Source organism: Aeromonas eucrenophila, from assembly GCF_000819865.1.
Lineage (GTDB): Bacteria > Pseudomonadota > Gammaproteobacteria > Enterobacterales > Aeromonadaceae > Aeromonas > Aeromonas eucrenophila.
Window position 1 is genome coordinate 16,854 of record NZ_CDDF01000010.1, and the last position, 20,073, is coordinate 36,926.

Genomic DNA, 20,073 nt, shown 5'->3' on the forward strand with positions numbered 1-20,073 from the left:
ATCTTGAGCAGGAGCAGCAGGCATTGATGGGCCATTATGGGGAGGGGATCCATTTAAATCAATAATTCACTTTACTTAATGGCGCCTCTCCATCCAGTATAAATAAACAAATGACTTTATTTAATGAGGCGTACATGGAAGGAATCAAGACGCAGGCCAGTCTCTGGGTGCTGGTGATGACGGTGACCCTGGCGGTGGCGGGCTTCAGCCTGCCATCCCCGGTGCTGGCACCCCTGATGCTGGATCCGGCCCAGGGCATGCTGACCCCGGAGGCCTCTGACTGGAGCCGCAAGCTGTGGCTCGGGGTCATCATGGGGCTCTACCCGCTGTTCCAACTGCTGGGGGCGCCCTGGCTCGGCAAGCTGTCCGACCGCTATGGCCGCAAGCCCATCTTGACCCTCTGCCTCGTCGGGGTGCTGGCGGGCTACGCCCTGATGGCGCTCGGCATCGCCTGGCGCTCCCTGCCGCTGCTCCTGCTGAGCCGGGTGCTTGAGGGCTTCTTCAACGGCGACATCGCCATCGTCCAGGCCATGGCGGCGGACATGAGCACCCCCAAGACCAAGGCTCGCAACTTCGCCAGGATCAACATCGGCATGAATCTGGGTTGGGTGCTGGGCCCCATGATCGGGGGCTATGCCGCCGTGATATCCGGGGATTACAGCCTGGCGGCCTGGCTGGCGGTGGCCATGACGGCGGTCAACCTGCTGCTGATCCTCTGGCTCATTCCCAACCGGCCGCCGGTGGCGGCGGAGCAGACTCTGGCGCCGCTGTCGACCCGGCAGCTGTTGCTGCAACCCCGCTTGCTGCCCTACTTCGTGCTGACCCTGCTCAGCTATGGCGCTGTGCAGCTCTACTTCACCTACTTCAACGTCTGGTTGGTGGAGCGGCTGGCCTGGGATCCGGTGCAACTGGCCCAGGCCGCCGTGCTGGTGAGCGTGCCCATGATGCTGGGCTCCTGGATAGGGGAGCAACTCGCCCGTCACTGGCGCGGCAGCAGCCTCGGCATCGTCGGTCACCTGGTGATGGCGGTGGGCATGCTGATGTTCGTGCTGCCCACTCAGTGGTGGGGGTTGGCGCTCACCTTCATCCCGGCCGGCATTGGCATGAGCCTGGGGGAGCTGGCCACCTCGGTTGCCGTCTCCAACCGCAGCCATCCCCAGCAGCAGGGACAGGCGATGGGGCTCTACCGCGGGCTGGCTGTGGGCAGCGAGATCCTGGCGGTGGTGGTGGGCAGCGTGGCGCTGCTGGCGGGCACCGAGTGGCCCTTCTATCTGGCGACCCTCGCCGGGATCGGCTGCGCCCTCGGCTTCTATGGTTTGCGCCGGGCGGCGGACAGGCGCGAGCAGGCGGGTGCCCAGGCCGAGCCGGGCTGATCCCGGCCGACGGGATCACGGATTGGCGACGGCGGGGCAGCGGGGACTTGCATAGTCGCGCCGACTCTGGGACGGTATGGCTCTTTGCTTCGTTTTACCCCATCGCTCGGCGACCCCTCTCTCAATCATGCGCCCGGCGATGCCCAGCCTTTGGAGGTGATATGAGTCGTTTTCAGGCCATTGCGCTAGAACCGGGACTGTATGGCACCTCGCACGGTTCAATCTTCTTGGAGGTGATATGAGTCATTACCAGGCCATTGCGCTCGATATGGATGGCACCCTGCTGACCCGGGATCACAGGATCTCGTCCGCGACCCGGGCGGCGCTGGCGCAGGCCCGCGCCCACGACATCAAGGTGCTGCTGGTGACGGGCCGCCACTTCATGACGGCGCGCCCCTTCCACCACGAGCTGGCCCTCGACACCCCCATCATCTGCAGCAACGGCGCCTACCTCTACGATCCGCTGCAAGACCAGATCCTGGCGGGGGATCCCCTGTCGGTGGCGCCCCTTCGAGCGCTGCTGGCCGAGGTCGAGGCCCAGCAGATGGAGGCGCAGTTCCACCTGAGCGACGGCATCGGCTACATCGGCTGCGAGGAGTATGTCACCCGCATCCAGAGCCGGTCGGATAAGCTGCCGGCGCACCTCAAGATCTCCCTGCTGCCGGCGGAGGACATCGAGGCCTGGCTGCAGAAACCGGTCTGGAAGCTGGAGCTGTTCAGTCAGGATCCCGGCCGCTTGCATCGCTTCGTGGGGGAGGTGGTGCAGGGCCTGCCCTTTACCCAGGACTGGGCGGCGCCCTATGCGGTGGAGCTGGTGCAACCCGGCTGCAGCAAGGGCAACCGGCTGGCCCAGTGGGCCGCGAGCGAAGGCATTGCGATGGAAAACGTGGTGGCCTTTGGCGATAACAACAACGACATCAGCATGTTCGAGCAGGTCGGGCTGGCGGTGGCCATGGGCAATGCGGCGCCCCAGATCCAGGCGCACGCCCACCAGGTCACCGCGGATCACAACGAGGACGGCATCGCGCTGGCACTGCAGCGCTGGGTACTGCCCTCCTGACCGGCCGGAACTTTGGAATATGATGGGGTGGCATCGGCCACCCCATCATCCTTTGAGAATAAGGGGAGGGGATGGTGCCCTCCCTGACGCTCAGTTGCCGAAGGAGAACTGGATCACCCGATCCGGGAAGCGGATGCGGTTGTACTCCCGGCGAACGCCTTCGTAGTGGCGCACGGCTCTGTCACGCTGGGCGCGGTAGTAGTCCCGCTGTTTGCTGTCGCTCTCGCCCCGGATCTGCTGATCCAACTGGTAGATGTTGCGCTCGGTCCGCTCCAGCTCCTGCTCCAGCTCGCCGAGGCGCTGTGCTATCAGGAACTCCTTGCGACCGCGTTCGAACTGGGTGAGGAAGGTCGTATCGTTGGGGCAGACCCCCAGATACTCGTTCCCCTCCCGCCCCTTGCTGTAGGCGAGCTCGGGGATGCAGTAGAGCTCAAGCCCCTTGGCGTAGCCCCGTTGCCACTCGGCCTCGTCCACCTTGAGGCCATATTCGCCGCAGGTCTTGCTGTAGCCGCTGCTGGCCGTCCGGGTCTTGCCCTCTGTCCCGTCCTGATAGCCCTGGTTGTACCAACTCATGGCGCGGCACTCCTCTTCCGACAGCGAACTGCAACCGGCGAGCAGCAGGGGCAGGGTCAGCAACAGCATCCTGGGGGACATGGGGAGGGCTCCTAATGTGAAAGTGCAGGCATTCTAGAGAGTAAGCCGGAGCGGGACAAGGGCCGCAACAGAACCCGGGGTTATGATATTTTTATCATTATTTTCAATCTGTTATGAACTGCTTTCGGGTCGACTTTCCTTGCCGGGATTGGCAGGGTAAACTGCGCCTACTTTTAACTGGCGCGTAACAAAAATAATGAAAGTCCTGACCGTCGATTACCGCTCCCCCGATGCGGCCGAGCGCTTCACCGAATCCCTGCGTACCACCGGCTTCGGGGTGTTGACCAACCACCCCATCCCCAAGGAGCTGGTGCAGTCCATCTATGACAACTGGTATCGCTTCTTCATGAGCGAGCAGAAGCACGACTTCCTGTTCAAGCGCGAGACCCAGGACGGCTACTTCCCGCCGTCGGTGTCCGAGGTGGCCAAGGGCAACACCCAGAAAGACCTCAAGGAGTACTTCCACCTCTACCCCTGGGGTCAGATGCCGGCGGAGCTGAAGGCCCAGGCGATGGAGTACTACGCCCTCGCCAACAACCTGGCCGCCGAGCTGCTCGGCTGGGTGGAGCAGTACACCCCGGCCGACATAGCCGCCCACTACAGCTGCCCGCTCTCCTCCATGATCGAAGAGAGCCAGAAGACCCTGCTGCGGGTGCTGCACTACCCGCCGTTCGACGGCACAGAGGCGCCGGGTGCCATCCGCGCCGCCGCCCACGAGGACATCAACCTGCTCACCATCTTGCCCGCCGCCAACGAGCCGGGCCTGCAGGTGAAGGGCTCCGACGGCGAGTGGATGGATGTGCCCTGCGACTTTGGCACCCTGATCATCAACATAGGTGACATGTTGCAGGAGGCCTCCCACGGCTACTACCCCTCAACCACCCATCGCGTCATCAACCCGACCGGTGGCAGCGCCGCTAAGTCCCGCATCTCCCTGCCGCTGTTCCTGCACCCGCGCCCGGACGTGGTGCTCTCGGAGCGTCACACCGCCCACAGCTACCTGATGGAGCGGCTGCGGGAGCTGGGGGTTATCTAACCTGACGCCCACCTGTAAGGGAGCAAAAACCGGAGCAAATAGGCTCCGGTTTTTATTGGGTGGCATCTTTGGGTAGTAATCCGAATATTATTGGTCATTGCTGCCAATAAAGCGGTTTTACGCCGGATATACGCCGAGTGATTGCGCGCCCTCGGGCGTACTCTGAGCGCCTTTCGGGCCCAGTTGGCGGGCCCCTCGCTCGGAGTTGTTATGCAGCAGTCCCAATGGTCATCCCGGCTCGGTTACATCCTGGCCGCCGCGGGTTCCGCGGTCGGTCTCGGCGCCATCTGGAAGTTCCCCTATGTCACCGCCGCCAACGGGGGCGGTGCCTTCCTGCTGGTGTTCCTGCTGTTCAGCTTCACCCTGGGGGTGGCGGTGCTGATGGGGGAGACCCTGCTCGGCAGCCTGAGCCGGCGCGGGGCCGTGGGGGCCTTCGGCGCGCTCATGGGCCAACGCTGGCGCTGGGTCGGTGCCATGGGGCTCTTGTGCAGCCTGCTCATCTTCTGCTTCTACAGCGTGGTCGGCGGCTGGACCCTGGGCTACACCGGCATGGCGCTGGCGGGTGAGCTGCGCCACGGCGATGGGGCGGCGCTCACCGCCCGCTTCAACGACTACGTCGGGGATCCGCTCTGGCCCGTGCTGACCCACCTGCTGTTCGCCGGTCTCACCTGGTTGTTCGTGCAGGGCGGGGTGCAAAAAGGGGTGGAGCGCACCCTGCGCTGGATGATGCCGGCCCTGTTCATCATGATCCTGCTGCTGGTGGCCTTCGGCCTGACCCTGCCCAACGCCATGGCCGGGGTGCGCCACTTCCTGCTGCCGGACTTCAGCAAGCTCGGCATGTCCGGGGTGTTGGACGCCCTGGGGCTGGCCTTCTTCTCCCTCTCCATCGGCCTTGGCATCCACACCACCTATGGTGCCTATCTGCCCACCAGCGAGGGAGTAGGCTGCTCCAGCCTCTGGGTGGTGCTGCTGGCGAGCCTCATCGCCGTGCTGGCGGGGCTGATGATCTTCCCCGTGCTGGCGGCGACCGGCATCGATCCCGCCTCCGGCCCCGGCCTCACCTTTATGACGATGCCGGCGGTGTTCCAGCAGTTGCCGTTCGGCCAGGGATTGGCGGTGGTGTTCTTCGCCCTGCTGGTAGTGGCGGCGCTCTCCTCTTCCATCTCCCTGCTGGAGCATCTGCAATGTTTCCTCTGCGAGAGTTTCGGCTGGTCGCGGCGCGCCTCCTGCGGCCTCATCACCGGGGTGGTGATGGCGGGGGGCATTCCGGTCAGCCTGTCGTTCGGCCCCTGGGCGAGCATCACCCTGTTTGGCAAGAACATCTTCGAGCTGCTGGATTTTGTCACCTCCAACCTGCTGATGCCGCTGTTCGGGCTGGCCCTCACCCTGCTGCTCGGCTGGCAGCTCGGTCGCCGTGCGCTGCCCGAGGGGCTGGCTCCCCACTGGCGCCAGTTGGTGATGGGCTGCTGGCGCTGGCTGGCCCCCTTGCTCATCGGCGGCATCCTGGTGCGGGGTCTGCTGTAAACTCGGCGGCGGGCCCCAGGCCCGCCCCCTTGAAATGCCATGATGATATGGCCGCCGGGTGGTCAGCGTTCATCGCCCGTGGCGGGATTGACCATATTGAAAAATCCAACAAGGCGGGCCTTGTCGATATTTTTGATGGGTCATGTGATTTTTTTAATCATCAATATTCTGTTTTATGGGCCTGTGAGGACTATTAACTGTCAACCTCTCTTTCCATGGTTTAGGCTGTGCCCCCTGTTTTGCGTTCGGGTCACCCCCTCATGTCACCTTTCATCGCCTCCTTTGGTCGATTTTTTAGCTCGCAAGAGAGGTGACCTGGCGCGCGCAGTTTGAATGTTCATCGCAAGGGTCGCCAGGGGCGGCCTTTTTTATTGCCCGTCGTTTTATTGCCAGGAGTGTCGATTCGATGTTCTCTTCCCCGGAGGTTGTATGAGCCAGGTTCAGTGGTCTTCCCGTCTTGGGCATGTGTTGGCGGCAGCCGGCACCGCCATCGGCCTCGGTGCCATCTGGAAGTTTCCCTATGTGACCGCCACCAACGGCGGCGGCGCCTTCCTGCTGGTGTTCCTGCTGTTCAGCTTCACCCTGGGGGTGGCGGTGCTGGTGGGGGAGACATTGCTCGGCAGCCGCAGCCAGCGCGGGGTGCTCGGCGCCTTTAAAACGCTGGTGGGGCCGAACTGGCGCTGGATGGGTTACATGGGGATACTGTGCGGCTTCTTCATCTACAGCTTCTACAGCGTGGTCGGCGGCTGGACCGTGGGTTATGCGGCGCTGGCGGTGATGGGCAAGCTGAACCTGAGCGAGGGCTCGGCGTTGACCGCCCTGTTCAACGGCTATGTCAGCCACCCCGGGTGGCCCGTGCTGACCCATCTGGTGTTTGCCGCGCTCACCTGGTGGTTCGTGCAGGGGGGTATTCAGAAGGGGGTGGAGCGGGCCCTGCGCTGGATGATGCCGGCCCTGTTCATCATGATGTTGCTGCTGGTGGGAGTGGGGCTCTCCATGCCGGGTTCCATGGCCGGGGTGCGCCAGCTGCTGCTGCCGGACTTCTCCATGCTGACCGGCCAGAGCGTGCTGGATGCGCTGGGGCTCGCCTTCTTCTCCCTCTCCATCGGCCTGGGGGTGCACACCACCTATGGCGCCTACCTGCCCAACAGCGACGGGGTGCTGAAATCCGGCGTCTGGGTGGTGACCCTGGCGAGCCTCATCTCGGTGCTGGCGGGCTTGATGATCTTCCCGGCGCTGGCGTCGACCGGCATCGATCCCACCGCCGGCCCCGGCCTCACCTTTATGACCATGCCCGCGGTGTTCAGTCACCTGCCGTTCGGCCAGGGGCTGGGGGTGGTGTTCTTCCTGTTGCTGCTGGTGGCGGCGCTCTCCTCCTCCATCTCCATGCTGGAGCACCTGGTGCGCTTCACCACGGAGGAGTGGGGCTGGTCCCGGCGTGGCGCCTGCCGGGTGCTGACCCTGCTGATCATGGCCTCCGGCATTCCGGTCAGCTTGTCGTTCGGCCCCTGGAGCGAGCTGACCCTGTTTGGCAAGACCGTCTTCGACTTGCTGGACTACCTCACCTCCAACCTGATGATGCCGCTGTTCGGCCTGGTGCTGACCCTGCAGCTGGGCTGGCGACTGGGGGACAGCATTCTGCCCGCCGACCTGTCGCCCTTTATGCGTGGCTGCCTGCTCTGGTGCTGGCGACTGGTGGCGCCGCTGCTGATCGCCGGCATTCTGGTGCGAGGCATCATCTAAAGGGCTGGAAGGGATAAAGCGAGAGGGGTTGGCCAGTGGCCAACCCCTCTTTGCATCTGGCGCGGCTTATTGCAGTCCCGGCCCCTTGGCGGAGAAGGGGCAGTCGGCCTGCTGGATGAGGTGGCGCCCCTGATGGCCATTCCCCTGCCAGACGAGATCGAGTTGACCGAGCCGGCCGAGGTGGCGCAGTTCGAACTCGTAGCGCAGGCAGGGGTTGTCCGTGGGCAGTGCCTTCATGCCGTCCAGCAGTTGGTAGCGATAGCGCAGCAGGGGGCCGTCCTGCAGCGCGATCTCTGCGGGCACCAGCCCTTCCGCCGTGGGGGAGGGCGCCTCGAGATAGCGACGCAGGACGACGGGGGCGTCGATGGCCTTCTGGTAGTGCAGTCCGTTCATGGCCGCGAGTTCTTCTTCCAGCCGCACCAGCTCCCCTTCCAGTCCGCTCAGGGCCTGGCCGAGCTGCTGATGGGCGGGGGCGGCGCAGCCTCCCAGCAACAGGGTCATGAGTAACAGGGGGGCGCGGGGTGGCAACATGAAGGCTCCTTCTGGGCGGGCCACTGACTATAGCAGGGGATTGGTCGGCGGCGCGGCGCGCAGCAGGCCGGCGAGACGCTCGAGCCCCTCGGCGACGCGGGCGTCGGTGGCGGGCTGGCTCAGGCTCAGGCGCACTCCCTGCGGCGCGGCAAACTGGCCGGCGGCGAAGTGTTCCCCACTGGCGACCCCGACGTCAAGGGCGTTGGCCGCCTCGGCGAACTCCTGACTGCGCCAGGGCTCGGGCAGGGGCAGCCAGGCGTGCATGGAGCCCGGCTGCCAGCGGGCGCCCGGCAGCAGGTGGCGCAGCAGCTCCCCCCGGCGCGCCAGGATCCGTCTCTGCAGCTCGATAAGCGGCATGATCTGGTGCTGACTCACCAGCTTGCAGGCCAGCTCGATGAGCAACGGGCTCACCATCCAGCTCGACAGCCGCATCGCCTGGGCGAAGCCGTTGCGCAGGGCCGGCGGTGTCAGCACGAAGCCGACCCTCAGGCCGCCGCAGGCGATCTTGGCCAGGCTGCCGAGGTAGATGACTCGCTCAGGCGCGAGATTGACCAGGGGGGGAGTGGTGGTCTCCGGCAGCAGGCCGTTGACGTCGTCCTCGATGATCAACAGATCGTGGCGACGGGCGATGGCGACTATGGCCTCCCGCCGCGCCAGGCTCATCACGGCGGTGGTGGGGTTTTGCAGGGTCGGCGTCAGGTAGAGCAGCTTGGCCCGGCGCTGGCGACAGGCCGCATCCAGCGCCGCCGGGATCAAGCCCTCCTCGTCCAGGGGCAGGCCCACCACCTGGTTCTTCAGCTGGCGCGCGTTGCCCAGCATGCCGGGGTAGCTGAGCCCCTCGCACAGTATGGTTTCCCCCACGCAGCCGGTGGCGAGCAGGGCCAGCATGATGCCGTGCTGGGCGCCGTGGCTGAACAGCAGGTGCTCCTCCCGGCAGTTGACCCCCAGTCCGGTGAGCCAGTCGACGAACAGCTGGCGCTGCTCGGGCCGTCCCGCCTCCTTGTCATAGCCGAGCAGGGCATTGAGATCCCCTTCCGCCAGCTCGTTCAGCATCGGCTTGATGATGGCGGCCCTGTCCAGCTGGACCGGCAGGTTCTGCCACAGCTCGATGCGGTGGCTGTCCTCGTTGCGGATCACCCATTCGTTGGCGGGATCCGCTTCCCCCCTGACCCAGGTGCCGTGGCCCACCCTGGCGGCCAGCAGACCGCGTCGCTCGGCCTCGGCGTAGGCGCGGGTGACGGTGCCGACCGTCACGCCGAGCTTGTCCGCCAGCGCCCGCATGGTCGGCAGCCGGGTCTGGGGAGGCAGGGTGCCGCCATGGATGGCCTGCTCTATGGCCTTGACCAGTTTCAGGTAGAGAGGGCCTTCGAAGGCGTCGAGGTTGGGGGTCCAGATTGTCATGGTGACAATAAATCCATTGATCGCAAGATTGTCTCAATATAGCGTGAATATCAGCCGTTAAACAACCTCGATACCCACATTGTATCGATACAATATGATCTGATGGGAGATAAATCCATGACCATGGAATGGTATGCCACCCTGTTTGGCTTCGCCCTGCTCACCTGTGGCACCCCGGGCCCGAACAACCTCATGCTGACCGCCTCCGGTGCCAACTTCGGGGTGCACCGCACCCTGCCTCATCTGCTCGGGGTGACGATAGGTCAGCCGGTCTTGCAACTGGTGCTGGCGCTCGGCTTCTATCCGTTGTTCGAACGCTGGCCCGTGCTGAGGCTGAGCCTGCAGGTGCTGGGCAGCCTCTATCTGCTGTGGCTGGCGTGGCGCATCGCGGTGGCCGGGGCACCCGGCGATCCGGCACGGCGCTCCCGTCCGCTGACCTTCCTGGAAGGGCTGGGCTTCCAGTTCCTCAATCCCAAGGCCTGGATGATGGGGATCTCGGCCATCAGTCTGTTCAGCCTGCCGGGGAGCGATTACTGGCCGAGCCTGTGGGGCATCATGTCCGTCTTCCCCATGGCGGGGTTGCCGGTCTGCTTCGCCTGGGTGTTGTTCGGTCATCAGCTCAGCCGCTGGATCAACTCGGACAAAGGCTGGCGCCGCCTCAACGGCAGCCTGGGCGCCCTGACCGCGCTCTGCGTGGTGATGCTCTGGTATTGATGAGTGACTGATTATTAATGCAAATAAAGTGCATTGCTGACCTTGTCGTCAGGGCGCAGGCTCTGCATATTAGGGAGCTTGCTGTCACTCTATGAGGTTGAGATGGATCTGAACTGGTTGCTTCCCCTGGCGGGCTTTGCCCTGATCACCTGTGGCACGCCTGGCCCCAACAACATGTTGCTCACCAGCGCCGGTGCGGCCCAGGGCTTTCGCCGCTCGGTGCCGCTGCTGGTGGGGGTGGTGGGTGGCATCAACCTGATGATCCTGGCCATGGCGCTGGGGCTGGGGGTGGTGTTCGAGAAGCTGCCGCTGCTGCACGAGGGGCTCAAGATCCTGGGCTCGGCCTACCTGCTCTGGCTGGCCTGGAAGGTCGCCACCGCCAGCGGCCCGGCCGAGGGCAACAGGCCGCTGATCCCGGCCCACCAGGGCGCCATGCTGCAACTGCTCAATCCCAAGGCCTGGATGATGGCGCTCTCCGCCATCAGTGGCTTCACCCTGGCGGGAGAGGCCTATTGGCCGTCCGCCAGCTGGGTGCTCGGCACCTTCTTCATCACCGGCCTCTACACTGGCGCTTTTTGGGTGTTGTTCGGTGCCCAGGTGCGCCGCCTCATCCGCACCGCCAGGGGCTGGCGTCGTTTCAACCTCGGCATGGGGATCGCCACGGCGGCCTGCGTGCTGATGATCTGGATTTAGGTGTTTGCACCTACCCTTCTGTCTTGTTGGCCCTGCGGGGCCTTTTTTATCTCGATGACGGTGACGCGCCGCACCAAGGAGTTTCCATGAAATGTATCGGTTTGCTGGGAGGCATGAGCTGGGAGTCCAGCGTCAGCTACTATCAGGCGCTCAACCGGGGCGTGCGGGCCCGGCTTGGCGGCCTGCACTCGGCGCGGGTGCTGCTCAACAGCGTCGACTTCGCCGAGATAGAGCGGCTGCAGCACGCCGGTGACTGGCCCGCCACCGCTCGCCTGCTGAGCGTCGCCGCCCGGGATCTGCAGGCCGGTGGCGCCGACTTCCTGCTGATCGGCACCAACACCATGCACAAGGTGGCGCCGGAGATCGAAGCCGCCATCGAGATCCCGCTGCTGCACATCGCCGATGCCACCGCCAAACAGCTGGTGGCAGACGGGGTGACGCGGGTCGGCCTGCTCGGCACCCGCTTCACCATGGAGCAGGATTTCTACAAGGGGCGGCTGGAAACCCTGTTCGGATTGGAGGTGCTGGTGCCGCAGGCGGCCGAGCGGGAGCGGGTGCACCGGATCATCTATGACGAGCTCTGCCTGGGAGAGGTGCGTGACGACTCCCGGGCCGAATACCTCGCCATCATCGCCGGACTGGCCGAGGCCGGTGCCCAGGCGGTGATCCTGGGTTGCACCGAAATCGCCCTGCTGGTGGGGGATGCGAAGGCCGCGGTGCCGCTCTACGACACCACCGCCATCCATGCGAAGGTGGCGGTGGAGTGGGCGCTCGGCTGAAGCGTCAGACGCACGAAAAAACCGGATCCCCGAAGATGAAAAAGAGGCGCCATGGCGCCTCTTTTGCTGCCGGTTTTTCGGCATCGGCAGGCTCGAAGAGAACTGTGAGTCAGCCTTCACTTCAGCAGGGCGAGTGGCGCTTTTATTGTCAATCGGCTCACATTTCCCTCTTTTGCACCTTGAGTCCTGTTGGGCTGAGGCCTAGTTTCTCGATCGCTGAAACGATTCAGCCCTCATGAAACCAAGCCATAAGAGGATAAATCCATGTTGAAGAAACTCTCCATTGCCGTGCTGTTCGCCCTGGGGGCGAACGCGAGCCAGGCCGCCGAATTCCTGCTGACCGACTCCCAGCAGGGGTTGGACGTAGGGGACTGGAAGACCAGCAGCGAGCAGCTGGGGATCAAGAGCCCGGTGCCCTTCTCCATCGAGAAGAAGCGGCTGCACGGCGGGCGTCAGGAAGGGGTGGATCTGCTGATCATCGACAACGGCGTGATGAAGATTATCCTGGTGCCGACCCGTGGCATGGGGATCAAGGAGGTCAAGGCCGCCGATCTGCGCCTCGGCTGGGACTCGCCGGTCAAGGAGGTGGTCAACCCGGCCTTCATCGATCTGGAGAGCCGCGCCGGCCTTGGCTGGCTCGACGGCTTCAACGAGATGCTGGTGCGCTGCGGTTATGAATGGACGGGTCACCCCGGGGTGGACGACGACGGCCGGCTCAAGAGCCTGCACGGCCGGGTGCAGAACACTCCCGCCTCCGTGGTCAGTGTGACCGTGGATGAGGCGCCTCCCTACGCCATTCATGTGCGGGGACGAGTGGACGAGCGCACCTTCAAGATGAGTGATCTGGTCACCTGGACCCAGCTGAGCGTAGTGCCGGGTCAGGCGGAATTTGCCCTGCAGGACAAGCTGACCAACCACGCCGACTACGAGAACGAATACCAGATCATCTATCACGGCAATTTCGGGACCCCGATCCTGGAGGAGGGGGCGAGGGTCAGCACGCCGGTGAAGCAGATCTCCCCGTTCAACGACTATGCCAAGCAGGGGCTGAAGAGTTGGCAAAGCTATCTGGCGCCCACCAAGGGCTTCGATGAGATGGTGTTCAATCTGGTGCCTTACGCTGACGCCGAGGGCAATACGCTGGCGGTGCTGAACAATCGGCAAGGCAGCGCCGGCGTCGTCGTGGCTTACAACACGCATCAGCTGCCGGTGCTGACCCTGTGGAAGAACACGGACACCCTGGCCCAGGGCTATGTGACCGGGATAGAGCCGGGCACCAGCTATGCCTACAGCACCAAGTACCAGCGCCCCCTGGGATTGGTGCCGAAGATCCAGCCGGGAGAGACCAAGACCTTCGATCTCTCCTATCGCCTGCTGCAGAGCCCGGATGAAGTGAAGCAGGCGTTGGCCCGGGTTGACGAGATCCAGGCCGGCCGTCCGACCGAGCTGCGGGAGCAGCCGCTGGTCAAGCTGCCCTGATCCGGCGTGCGCCGGATAACAAAAAGCCGCCCCGTTGCAGGGGCGGCTTTTTCATTGGCGACAGGAGCGGGATCAGACGTGGCTGTACATCGCCTCGATCTCGCTCTGGTACTTGGCCTCGATGATCTTGCGGCGCAGCTTCATGGTCGGGGTGATCTCCCCGAGCTCCATGGAGAAGGCGCTCGGCAGCAGAGTGAACTTCTTCACCTGCTCAAACTTGGCCAGCTCCTGCTGCAATTCATGAATGCGCGACTCGAAGAATTCCACCACCCGGGAGTGGCGCAGCAGCTCGGTCTTGCACTGATATTGCAGGTTGATGGAGCGGGCGTACTCCTCCAGGGACTCGAAGCAGGGCACGATCAGCGCCGACACGAAGTGACGGGCGTCGGCGACGATGGCGATCTGCTCGATGAAGCGATCCTTGCCGAGGGTGCCTTCCACCAGCTGCGGTGCCACGTACTTGCCGTTGGAAGTCTTCATCAGCTCCTTGAGGCGCTCGGTGAAGTAGAGGTTGCCCTTGTCGTCCATCTCGCCGGCATCGCCGGTGCGCAGGAAGCCATCCTCGGTCATCACCTCGGCGGTGGCCTCCGGCTTGTTGTAGTAACCGCGCATCACGGTCGGTGAGCGCACCAGCAGCTCGTTGTTCTCACCCAGCTTCACCTCGATACCGCTCAGCACTGTGCCGATGGAGCCCAGCTTGAACTGTTGATCCTCGAAGCAGCAGACGGTGGCCGTGGTCTCTGTCATGCCGTAGCCGTACTTGAGGTTGAGCCCCATGGCCTGGAAGAAGAGGTTGACGTCGTCCGCGAGGCGGGCGCCCGCCACCGGCAGGAAGCGGGTGCGGCCACCGAAGCGGGCGCGCAGCTTGCGAAACACCAGCCGCTCCGCCAGCGCGAGCTTGGCATAGAGCAGCGGCGAGACGGACTGACCCGCCTGACGGGTGGCCACCACCTGCTGGCCGACCTTGGTGGCCCAGCCGAACAGGGCGCGGCGCAGGCGCGGGGCCTGGGCGACCTTGGCCTGGATCATGGCGTAGGCCTTCTCGTAGAGGCGCGGCACGGCGCACATCACGGTCGGTTGCACCTCGCCGATGACGTCCATCACCTTCTGGGGATCGCGGATGTAGACGTTCTCGGCGCCGCAGTAGAGCACGTAGTAGGTCCAGACGCGCTCGAACACGTGGCTGAGCGGCAACATGCACAGAGACACGTCTTGCTGGTTCAGATCCAGGCGCTTGTCGTGCATCTCGAAGCAGGCGGCGACGTTGGCAAAATCGAGCATGACCCCCTTGGGCTCACCCGTGGTGCCCGAGGTGTAGATCAGGGTCAGCAGGTCGTCCATCCGGTACTGCTGCTCGCGAAGGCGCAGCTCCTGCTCGCTGGGCTGATGATTGCCCGAGGAGAGGAAGGTCTGGAAGTGGCTGGCCTCTGCACAGCCGCGCAGATCGACGGCGCCGTCCAGGGTGACGATCTGGCGGATCTCGCCATTGTTCAACAGCTGGAGGGCCTGATCGAACTGCTGCTGCTCCCCCACGAACAGCAGGCTGATGTTGGCGTCACGCACTATGTAGCGCAACTGCTCCAGGGTGCTGGTGGGATAGATGGGCACGCTGACGCCGCGGGCGGCGAGGATGCCGAGATCGGCCTGGGTCCATTCCGGCATGTTGCGGGCATAGATGCCGACCATCCCGGTGGGCTGGTGGCCGGTACGGATCAGGGCCTGGGCGCAATAGTCCATCGCCTGACCCAGGGTGCGCCAGCCGATGGCACGCCATTGGCCATCCTGTTGAACGCGCAGGGCGGCCTTGTTGCCAAGGCGGGCAATGCGTTCCCGCATCAGTCGAACCAGATGAAACTGCGGCATCCTCAATCATCCTCAAGTAACAGTTGTACGCCCGTGAGGGCACTCAAAATCGCGCTGGAGTGTAAACTCTAGCATTACAGCTTACAAGTGTGCGCCGTTTGTCCTGGATCACAAAGTCGTCAAGTTGGATCGACTCAGGCATGATGGGACAAAGAGATCGGATTCGTTCAGGGAGGGGAGCCATGAAGTTCGGGATCAAGAGCCTGATCACCGGGGTCTTGCTGCTACTGGCGGGGGTCGGCGTGCTCTGGTTTGTGCTGGGGAGCTTGCCTGCGGGGGAGGACAATCCCTGGCTGAGCGGGGCCGAAGGTTATGAGCAGGGACAGCAGCGGGCACTGAGCGAGGGGATCCCTCTGCTCTACGTGATCGAAGGCGCCAAGTGTCGACGCTGCAAGGCCCTCGATACCCTGCTGTGGCACGCCCCCGAGCTGCAATCCAGCTTGGCCGGGCTGGTCAAGGTGCGGCTCAACCCGGATGCGGGGGATGGCAGCGCCCACATCTTGCGCCGCTTCCCCCAGGTGACGACGCCACCCGGCATCTATCTCCAGCGGCCGGGTGAGCCGCTGCGGCCCATCAGAGTCGAGGTGGAGGATCAGCAGATCTGGATGCCGGGGGTGACCTATGGTCGCGGCTTCTTCATGCCGCTCTCGGCCGCGGGTTTCGACGCCGTGGTGCGGGTCACGCTGAGTCTGGAGGATCCCGCCATCGACAACGCGCCGTTGCCTTAGCCGCTGCGCGTTGAAGACAGGGCGTAACCAACATAATGCAGAGGAGACATTCCCCTGTGTTGACCGGCGGCTTAACCGAAGTCGAACAGGCGGGACATCAGCACCGCATCTTCCCTGTCCTGACCGGTGCCGTAGTAGCCGTCACGGCGGCAATACTCGGCAAAGCCTTCGCTCTCGTAGAGGCCGATGGCGCGCTGGTTGCCGGCGCGCACCTCCAGGAACCAGGCCTCCGCCTTCTTTGCCTTGCTGCGGGCGAGGTACTCCTTGAGCAGCGCCCGGCCCAGCCCCTTGCCCTGAAAATCGGGGTGCACGCAGATGTTCATCAGCGAGCTGTCCCCCGCCACCAGATCCGAGATGTAGAAGCCGGCGGGGCGGCCGTCCACCAGCATCAGGCCGTTGAGATAGCGCGGCCCGAAGCAGGAGAGCAGGTTGGCCTGGCTCCAGGGCTCCCGATGGGCGGCCTGCTCTATGGGGTAGATCAGCTCGAAATCGGATTCGAGCAGGGGGCGAAAGCTGAGGTTGGCGTCAGACATGGTAACTCCGGGAAGGATTCGCACTTGCGATACAGGGCATGGCCATGCCATGGTCGTTGGCTGGGAAGGCCGTGCGGCGCAAGTCTGGTTGACTTGAATGGTGCCATGAGCCGATGGCGAGTCGGGCCATGGCCTGGCTCAGCCGGGCAGTCGCTGCCGGCACTGTTGCCAGAGGGCGCGCTTGTGCGCCGCATCGGGCTTGAGCGGGCAGACCAGGGCGTCGGGCCAGCGCGGGTCGGCCACGGTCAGCCAGAGCAGGGGCGGGGTCGCCCCCTCGGGCAGTTCGCCGAGCAAGGAGACCTCGTCCGGCCCTATGCCGAGCAGGCTGCAGATGTCCGCCAGCAAGCTCGGGGCGGGCAGCGTCGGTGCCAGCAGCCATAGCTTGCCCGTTGGCAGTGGGGCCTGCGCTGGTGCGGGGACGGCGTTATCCGCCGTTGCCTGTGCGGGCTCGCCACCCGGCAGGGTCGGCGCTCTGAGCTGCCAGCTCTGTATGCCCATCCTGGCCAGGATGCGCTGACGCAGGGGGTCCAGCAGGGGATCTTGCATGGCGAAGGCTCACTCTTGATCTGCATTGGGGTAAATTCTGATGCGCAGAGTACACTCTCGCCGGATTTGCTGCACCCTTTGCGCGTCGCGCCCGGATCGGGATTTTCAGCGGGATCCCCGGCGCCTTGCGGCGGGGATGACCAGAATCAACAGACATTGCAGTGGCGCGCGGCCAGAGGCCGGACCGCGTCGCCACCTTTGACCACCAGCTTCGGAAACTGTGCCTATGCCGCCTTTAGCCCAGAATACTGTTCGTGCCGTCCCCATCCAGGAGCGCCTGCCCCGGCTGCTGGCCGCCCTCGGAGAGGGGCTATACGAGCGGCAGGATGCCCTGCGGCTCGGCCTGCTGGCGGCCCTCAGCGGCGAGAGCGTCTTCCTGCTCGGCCCCCCCGGCATCGCCAAGAGCCTGATCGCCCGGCGGCTCAAGCTGGCCTTCCATGACGCCCGCCACTTCGAATACCTGATGACCCGTTTCAGCACGCCGGAGGAGGTGTTCGGGCCGCTTTCCATCCAGGCGCTGAAGGAGGATGGCAAGTACCTGCGGCTGACCCGCGGCTACCTGCCGGAGGCCGAGGTGGTGTTTCTCGACGAGATCTGGAAGGCGGGCCCCGCCATCCTCAACACCCTGCTCACCGCCATCAACGAGCGCCAGTTCCGCAACGGCGACAGCCAGCACCCCATCCCCATGCGGCTGCTGGTGACCGCCTCCAACGAATTGCCCGCGCCGGACAGCGGCCTCGAGGCGCTCTATGACCGCATGCTGGTGCGGATCTGGATGGACAGGGTGCAGGAGAAATCCAACTTCCAGGCCATGCTGGCGAGCGATGGCCAATCCCATCAGAACCTGCCTCCCTCGGTGCAGATCCAGGGGGAGGAGTACGCACTCTGGCAGGAGCAAATCGAGCAGGTGCGCCTGCCGGACGCCTGCTTCGAGCTCATCTATCAGCTGCGCCTGCAGCTCGACAGCCAGCTCGGCCACGGCTGCTACGTGTCGGATCGGCGCTGGAAGAAGGCGGTAAGGCTCATCAAGGCGAGCGCCTTTTTCAATGGCCGCGACGAGGTGGCGCCGCTGGATCTGCTGCTGTTCAAGGATTGCCTCTGGCACGACGAGGCCTCCCGCACCGCCTTGCTGGAGATGATCGGCGAATTCTCCCGCCTCTACGGCTACCAGCAACTGACTCTGACCCGCCAGCTGCTCTCCCTGCGCGAGCAGTTCAAGCAGATCAAGGGGGCGGTCTCCCTGCGGCTCGGCTGCAAGGCGATCAAGCGCAAGCAGTGGTTCGGACGCCGCGCCCGTGGCACCGAGCTGCCGCTGGTCAACGCCAAGCCCTTCGGCAAGCTGGTGCGCTTCCATCTGCTCACCCCGGCGCCGCTCGATGGCGGGGATCCCGAACGCCTGACCGGCACCCTCACCTTCGATCGCACCCTGCTCTCCCACTGGCACCCCACCGGTGAGGCCCTGGTGGGCTGGCCCCTCGGCAACCCCAAGGAGGGGCACTACGAGCTGGTGCTCGACGCCGAGCTGCGGCTGCATGTGCTGGACATCCAGCGCCAGCCGGTGCCCCTGGTGCTGGTGGAGCGCGCCGCCATCCCCGAGGTGGTGCTCGCGCCCTGGCAAGCCGAACTGGATGAGCTGGTGGAGCAGGTGAGCCGGGTGCAGCAGAGCCTCAAGGTGCAGCGGGGACTGTTCGATCGTCATCAGCCTCATCTGTTTGTCGGGGCGCACTGGTTGCAGCAGGTGGAAGACAGCTTCTTCGTGCTGAACCGGGATCTGGAGCGGTTGCGCGCCGAGCTGCTGCAGTGGCGCGACCGCCTGTCCGGGCTCGATGCATGATGGTGTTTTGTGCTGCCATGATCGCAAATAACACGTCAGACATGCTGCTGTGGTGTGACCGGCAGCATCTCCTCTGCCAGCGCCGCCCCCTAAGGAGATCCCGTGCTTGAGATCGGCATGATGGATCTGGGGCTCCTCATCGGGGAGGGGGAGCTCGCGGGGGAGATGGCGCTGCTGCTGGCCTCCACCCCGAAGATCTCCGAATTCCTCAAACGCTCCCCGCTGCAGGGCAAGCTGCTCAAGAAACGCATCCAGAGCTGGAGCGAACAGCTCGGCGAGGAGATGCGCCACAAGCCGGTGCCGGTGGCGCTGGAGCAGGAGTACCGGCTCTATCAGGCGCACCGGTTGCTGCCCATGACCGAGCTGGTGGGCCGCCTGCCCGCGCTGCTGGAGGCGCTGGATCAGCACAGCCCCTTCGCCGGCGACGCCCGCAGCCTGGTGCGCCAGATCATGGTGCAGCCCACCGAGGGCCTGCGTCAGCTGTTTATCGAGAAGTGGCGGGCCAGCCTGGTGGGCAGCCTGCTGCAACTGCAGCAGCAGATCGCCGAGGCGGAGCGGGAGAAGCAGCGCCAGGAGATAGAGGATCAGCTGCTGGCGAATCGTACCCTGGCCGACGCGCTGGATCCGCACCAGATCTCGGCGGGCGGCCTCTGGGATCTGGCCCAGGGCAGCTGGCACAAGCGCAGCCTGGTGCTGGTGCAGCAATATGCCCGCATGTTGCAGCGCGAGCCCTTGCTCGGAGAGATAGCCGCCCTGCTCGGGCGCAGTGAGCGGGAGCAGCGCACCGATGCCAGGACGTTGCCGCCGGTGCCGGTGCATGAGCTTGAGGAGGTGCAGACCGACGACGTGCCGGACGATCTGGTAGGGGTACACCCGGCCAGCGATCTGATGCGCTTGCTGCCGAGCGAGGCGGTGATGCTGGCACTGCCGGAGCTGGAGCTGGAGTTCTATCGCCGCTATCTGGAGCGGCGGCTGCTCAGCTACCAGTCCCGGGGCACCCTGCCACGCCAGCGCCTGATGCTGCGATCCCCGGAGCTGGGGGGGGAGGAGCCCCAGCCGCGCGGGCCCTTCATCGTCTGCGTCGATACCTCGGGCTCCATGGGGGGTTACCCTGAGGAGTGCGCCAAGGCGCTGTTCCTGGCGCTGCTCAAGGTGGCGATGGACGAGAAACGGGGCTGCTACCTGATGCTGTTTTCCACCGAGGTGGCGACGCTGGAGATCACCGCCGAGACCGGGCTCGACAAGGCGGAGCGCTTCCTCTCCATGAGTTTCCACGGCGGCACCGACCTGGTGCCCTGTCTCGAACAGGCGCTGACCCAGCTGGATCAGCCGGATTTTGCCAAGGCCGACGTGCTGGTGATCTCCGATTTCATCGCCCAGAGCCTGCCCCATGCCCTGCTCGACAAGATGAACGCGAGGCGCAAGCAACAGACCCGCTTCCACGCCGTCGCCATGTCCAAACACGCCAAACCGGCGATCCTGCGGGTGTTCGACAACAGCTGGTTGCTCGACTGCGGCCTGCGTGGCCGGCTATTGCGGCGCTGGCAGCGTAGCTGAAGAACTCCCTCCTCTCATTCTGCCG

Annotated in this window: 18 protein-coding genes; 12 read left to right on the forward strand and 6 right to left on the reverse strand. The window is 64.7% G+C overall.

Annotated features, from left to right (window positions below; genetic code table 11):
• The first annotated feature begins 134 nt into the window (after nucleotides 1-134).
• Nucleotides 135-1,373 carry an MFS transporter gene (locus BN1124_RS10100; RefSeq protein ID WP_042641542.1) on the forward strand — a complete coding sequence of 413 codons (1,239 nt, stop codon included), beginning with the start codon at nucleotides 135-137 and terminating at the stop codon, nucleotides 1,371-1,373.
• Between the two features lie 238 nt (nucleotides 1,374-1,611).
• Complete coding sequence (locus BN1124_RS10105; protein WP_042641544.1) at nucleotides 1,612-2,433, forward strand: Cof-type HAD-IIB family hydrolase; 822 nt, start codon at nucleotides 1,612-1,614, stop codon at nucleotides 2,431-2,433.
• 90 nt (nucleotides 2,434-2,523) lie between these two features.
• On the opposite strand, the gene BN1124_RS10110 is transcribed toward BN1124_RS10105, so the two are convergent.
• Nucleotides 2,524-3,087 (reverse strand): DUF2799 domain-containing protein, encoded by a 564-nt coding sequence (locus BN1124_RS10110; RefSeq protein WP_042641546.1) that lies wholly within the window; start codon nucleotides 3,085-3,087, stop codon nucleotides 2,524-2,526.
• 196 nt (nucleotides 3,088-3,283) lie between these two features.
• On the opposite strand from BN1124_RS10110, the gene BN1124_RS10115 reads away from it, so the two are divergent.
• The 3 genes from BN1124_RS10115 (at nucleotide 3,284) to BN1124_RS10125 (ending at nucleotide 7,390) form a co-directional block, all read left to right on the forward strand.
• Nucleotides 3,284-4,123, forward strand: a complete 840-nt coding sequence (locus BN1124_RS10115; RefSeq protein ID WP_042641548.1) for an isopenicillin N synthase family dioxygenase — start codon at nucleotides 3,284-3,286, stop codon at nucleotides 4,121-4,123.
• Nucleotides 4,124-4,333: 210 nt separating this feature from the next.
• Nucleotides 4,334-5,647 carry a sodium-dependent transporter gene (locus BN1124_RS10120; RefSeq protein ID WP_042641550.1) on the forward strand — a complete coding sequence of 438 codons (1,314 nt, stop codon included), beginning with the start codon at nucleotides 4,334-4,336 and terminating at the stop codon, nucleotides 5,645-5,647.
• 429 nt (nucleotides 5,648-6,076) lie between these two features.
• Nucleotides 6,077-7,390, forward strand: coding sequence for a sodium-dependent transporter (locus BN1124_RS10125; protein ID WP_042641551.1), 1,314 nt, complete (start codon nucleotides 6,077-6,079; stop codon nucleotides 7,388-7,390).
• Between the two features lie 66 nt (nucleotides 7,391-7,456).
• On the opposite strand, the gene BN1124_RS10130 is transcribed toward BN1124_RS10125, so the two are convergent.
• Together BN1124_RS10130 and BN1124_RS10135 are read right to left on the reverse strand one after the other, a co-directional pair.
• Complete coding sequence (locus tag BN1124_RS10130; RefSeq protein WP_042641553.1) at nucleotides 7,457-7,921, reverse strand: hypothetical protein; 465 nt, start codon at nucleotides 7,919-7,921, stop codon at nucleotides 7,457-7,459.
• A gap of 27 nt (nucleotides 7,922-7,948) precedes the next feature.
• Complete coding sequence (locus BN1124_RS10135) at nucleotides 7,949-9,322, reverse strand: aminotransferase-like domain-containing protein (RefSeq protein WP_042641555.1); 1,374 nt, start codon at nucleotides 9,320-9,322, stop codon at nucleotides 7,949-7,951.
• A 117-nt stretch (nucleotides 9,323-9,439) separates the two neighbouring features.
• Between BN1124_RS10135 and BN1124_RS10140 the strand changes: the two genes are divergently transcribed.
• The 4 genes from BN1124_RS10140 (at nucleotide 9,440) to BN1124_RS10155 (ending at nucleotide 12,987) form a co-directional block, all read left to right on the forward strand.
• Nucleotides 9,440-10,036: a LysE family translocator gene (locus tag BN1124_RS10140; RefSeq protein WP_042641558.1), complete on the forward strand. Its 597-nt coding sequence runs from the start codon at nucleotides 9,440-9,442 to the stop codon at nucleotides 10,034-10,036.
• A 102-nt stretch (nucleotides 10,037-10,138) separates the two neighbouring features.
• Nucleotides 10,139-10,729 carry a LysE family translocator gene (locus BN1124_RS10145; RefSeq protein WP_042641560.1) on the forward strand — a complete coding sequence of 197 codons (591 nt, stop codon included), beginning with the start codon at nucleotides 10,139-10,141 and terminating at the stop codon, nucleotides 10,727-10,729.
• An 86-nt stretch (nucleotides 10,730-10,815) separates the two neighbouring features.
• Nucleotides 10,816-11,508, forward strand: coding sequence for an aspartate/glutamate racemase family protein (locus tag BN1124_RS10150; protein WP_042641562.1), 693 nt, complete (start codon nucleotides 10,816-10,818; stop codon nucleotides 11,506-11,508).
• A gap of 264 nt (nucleotides 11,509-11,772) precedes the next feature.
• Nucleotides 11,773-12,987: an aldose 1-epimerase family protein gene (locus BN1124_RS10155; protein ID WP_042641564.1), complete on the forward strand. Its 1,215-nt coding sequence runs from the start codon at nucleotides 11,773-11,775 to the stop codon at nucleotides 12,985-12,987.
• Nucleotides 12,988-13,059: 72 nt separating this feature from the next.
• On the opposite strand, the gene BN1124_RS10160 is transcribed toward BN1124_RS10155, so the two are convergent.
• Nucleotides 13,060-14,850: an AMP-dependent synthetase/ligase gene (locus tag BN1124_RS10160; RefSeq protein ID WP_042641565.1), complete on the reverse strand. Its 1,791-nt coding sequence runs from the start codon at nucleotides 14,848-14,850 to the stop codon at nucleotides 13,060-13,062.
• A 182-nt stretch (nucleotides 14,851-15,032) separates the two neighbouring features.
• Here BN1124_RS10160 and BN1124_RS10165 point away from each other — a divergent pair, with 182 nt between their 5' ends.
• A complete protein-coding gene (locus tag BN1124_RS10165; RefSeq protein ID WP_042641567.1) occupies nucleotides 15,033-15,578 on the forward strand; it encodes a thioredoxin domain-containing protein in 546 nt (181 codons plus the stop codon).
• 71 nt (nucleotides 15,579-15,649) lie between these two features.
• Here BN1124_RS10165 and rimI read toward each other — a convergent pair whose 3' ends face one another.
• Nucleotides 15,650-16,111, reverse strand: a complete 462-nt coding sequence (rimI, locus tag BN1124_RS10170) for a ribosomal protein S18-alanine N-acetyltransferase (RefSeq protein WP_042641569.1) — start codon at nucleotides 16,109-16,111, stop codon at nucleotides 15,650-15,652.
• A gap of 138 nt (nucleotides 16,112-16,249) precedes the next feature.
• Nucleotides 16,250-16,657 (reverse strand): DNA polymerase III subunit psi, encoded by a 408-nt coding sequence (locus BN1124_RS10175; protein ID WP_042641571.1) that lies wholly within the window; start codon nucleotides 16,655-16,657, stop codon nucleotides 16,250-16,252.
• A 226-nt stretch (nucleotides 16,658-16,883) separates the two neighbouring features.
• Here BN1124_RS10175 and BN1124_RS10180 point away from each other — a divergent pair, with 226 nt between their 5' ends.
• On the forward strand, nucleotides 16,884-18,491 hold the full coding sequence (locus BN1124_RS10180) for an ATPase RavA domain-containing protein (RefSeq protein WP_042641573.1): 1,608 nt from the start codon (nucleotides 16,884-16,886) through the stop codon (nucleotides 18,489-18,491).
• Between the two features lie 102 nt (nucleotides 18,492-18,593).
• Entirely contained in the window at nucleotides 18,594-20,048 is a 1,455-nt protein-coding gene (gene viaA, locus BN1124_RS10185; protein WP_042641575.1) for an ATPase RavA stimulator ViaA, read from the forward strand.
• Nucleotides 20,049-20,073: the final 25 nt, after the last annotated feature.

Coding starts and splice junctions, on each gene's coding strand:
- BN1124_RS10100 (WP_042641542.1), top strand. CDS start 135: ATGGAAGGAATCAAGACGCAGGCCAGTCTCTGGGTGCTGGTGATGACG.
- BN1124_RS10105 (WP_042641544.1), top strand. CDS start 1,612: ATGAGTCATTACCAGGCCATTGCGCTCGATATGGATGGCACCCTGCTG.
- BN1124_RS10110 (WP_042641546.1), bottom strand. CDS start 3,087: ATGTCCCCCAGGATGCTGTTGCTGACCCTGCCCCTGCTGCTCGCCGGT.
- BN1124_RS10115 (WP_042641548.1), top strand. CDS start 3,284: ATGAAAGTCCTGACCGTCGATTACCGCTCCCCCGATGCGGCCGAGCGC.
- BN1124_RS10120 (WP_042641550.1), top strand. CDS start 4,334: ATGCAGCAGTCCCAATGGTCATCCCGGCTCGGTTACATCCTGGCCGCC.
- BN1124_RS10125 (WP_042641551.1), top strand. CDS start 6,077: ATGAGCCAGGTTCAGTGGTCTTCCCGTCTTGGGCATGTGTTGGCGGCA.
- BN1124_RS10130 (WP_042641553.1), bottom strand. CDS start 7,921: ATGTTGCCACCCCGCGCCCCCCTGTTACTCATGACCCTGTTGCTGGGA.
- BN1124_RS10135 (WP_042641555.1), bottom strand. CDS start 9,322: ATGACAATCTGGACCCCCAACCTCGACGCCTTCGAAGGCCCTCTCTAC.
- BN1124_RS10140 (WP_042641558.1), top strand. CDS start 9,440: ATGACCATGGAATGGTATGCCACCCTGTTTGGCTTCGCCCTGCTCACC.
- BN1124_RS10145 (WP_042641560.1), top strand. CDS start 10,139: ATGGATCTGAACTGGTTGCTTCCCCTGGCGGGCTTTGCCCTGATCACC.
- BN1124_RS10150 (WP_042641562.1), top strand. CDS start 10,816: ATGAAATGTATCGGTTTGCTGGGAGGCATGAGCTGGGAGTCCAGCGTC.
- BN1124_RS10155 (WP_042641564.1), top strand. CDS start 11,773: ATGTTGAAGAAACTCTCCATTGCCGTGCTGTTCGCCCTGGGGGCGAAC.
- BN1124_RS10160 (WP_042641565.1), bottom strand. CDS start 14,850: ATGCCGCAGTTTCATCTGGTTCGACTGATGCGGGAACGCATTGCCCGC.
- BN1124_RS10165 (WP_042641567.1), top strand. CDS start 15,033: ATGAAGTTCGGGATCAAGAGCCTGATCACCGGGGTCTTGCTGCTACTG.
- rimI (WP_042641569.1), bottom strand. CDS start 16,111: ATGTCTGACGCCAACCTCAGCTTTCGCCCCCTGCTCGAATCCGATTTC.
- BN1124_RS10175 (WP_042641571.1), bottom strand. CDS start 16,657: ATGCAAGATCCCCTGCTGGACCCCCTGCGTCAGCGCATCCTGGCCAGG.
- BN1124_RS10180 (WP_042641573.1), top strand. CDS start 16,884: ATGCCGCCTTTAGCCCAGAATACTGTTCGTGCCGTCCCCATCCAGGAG.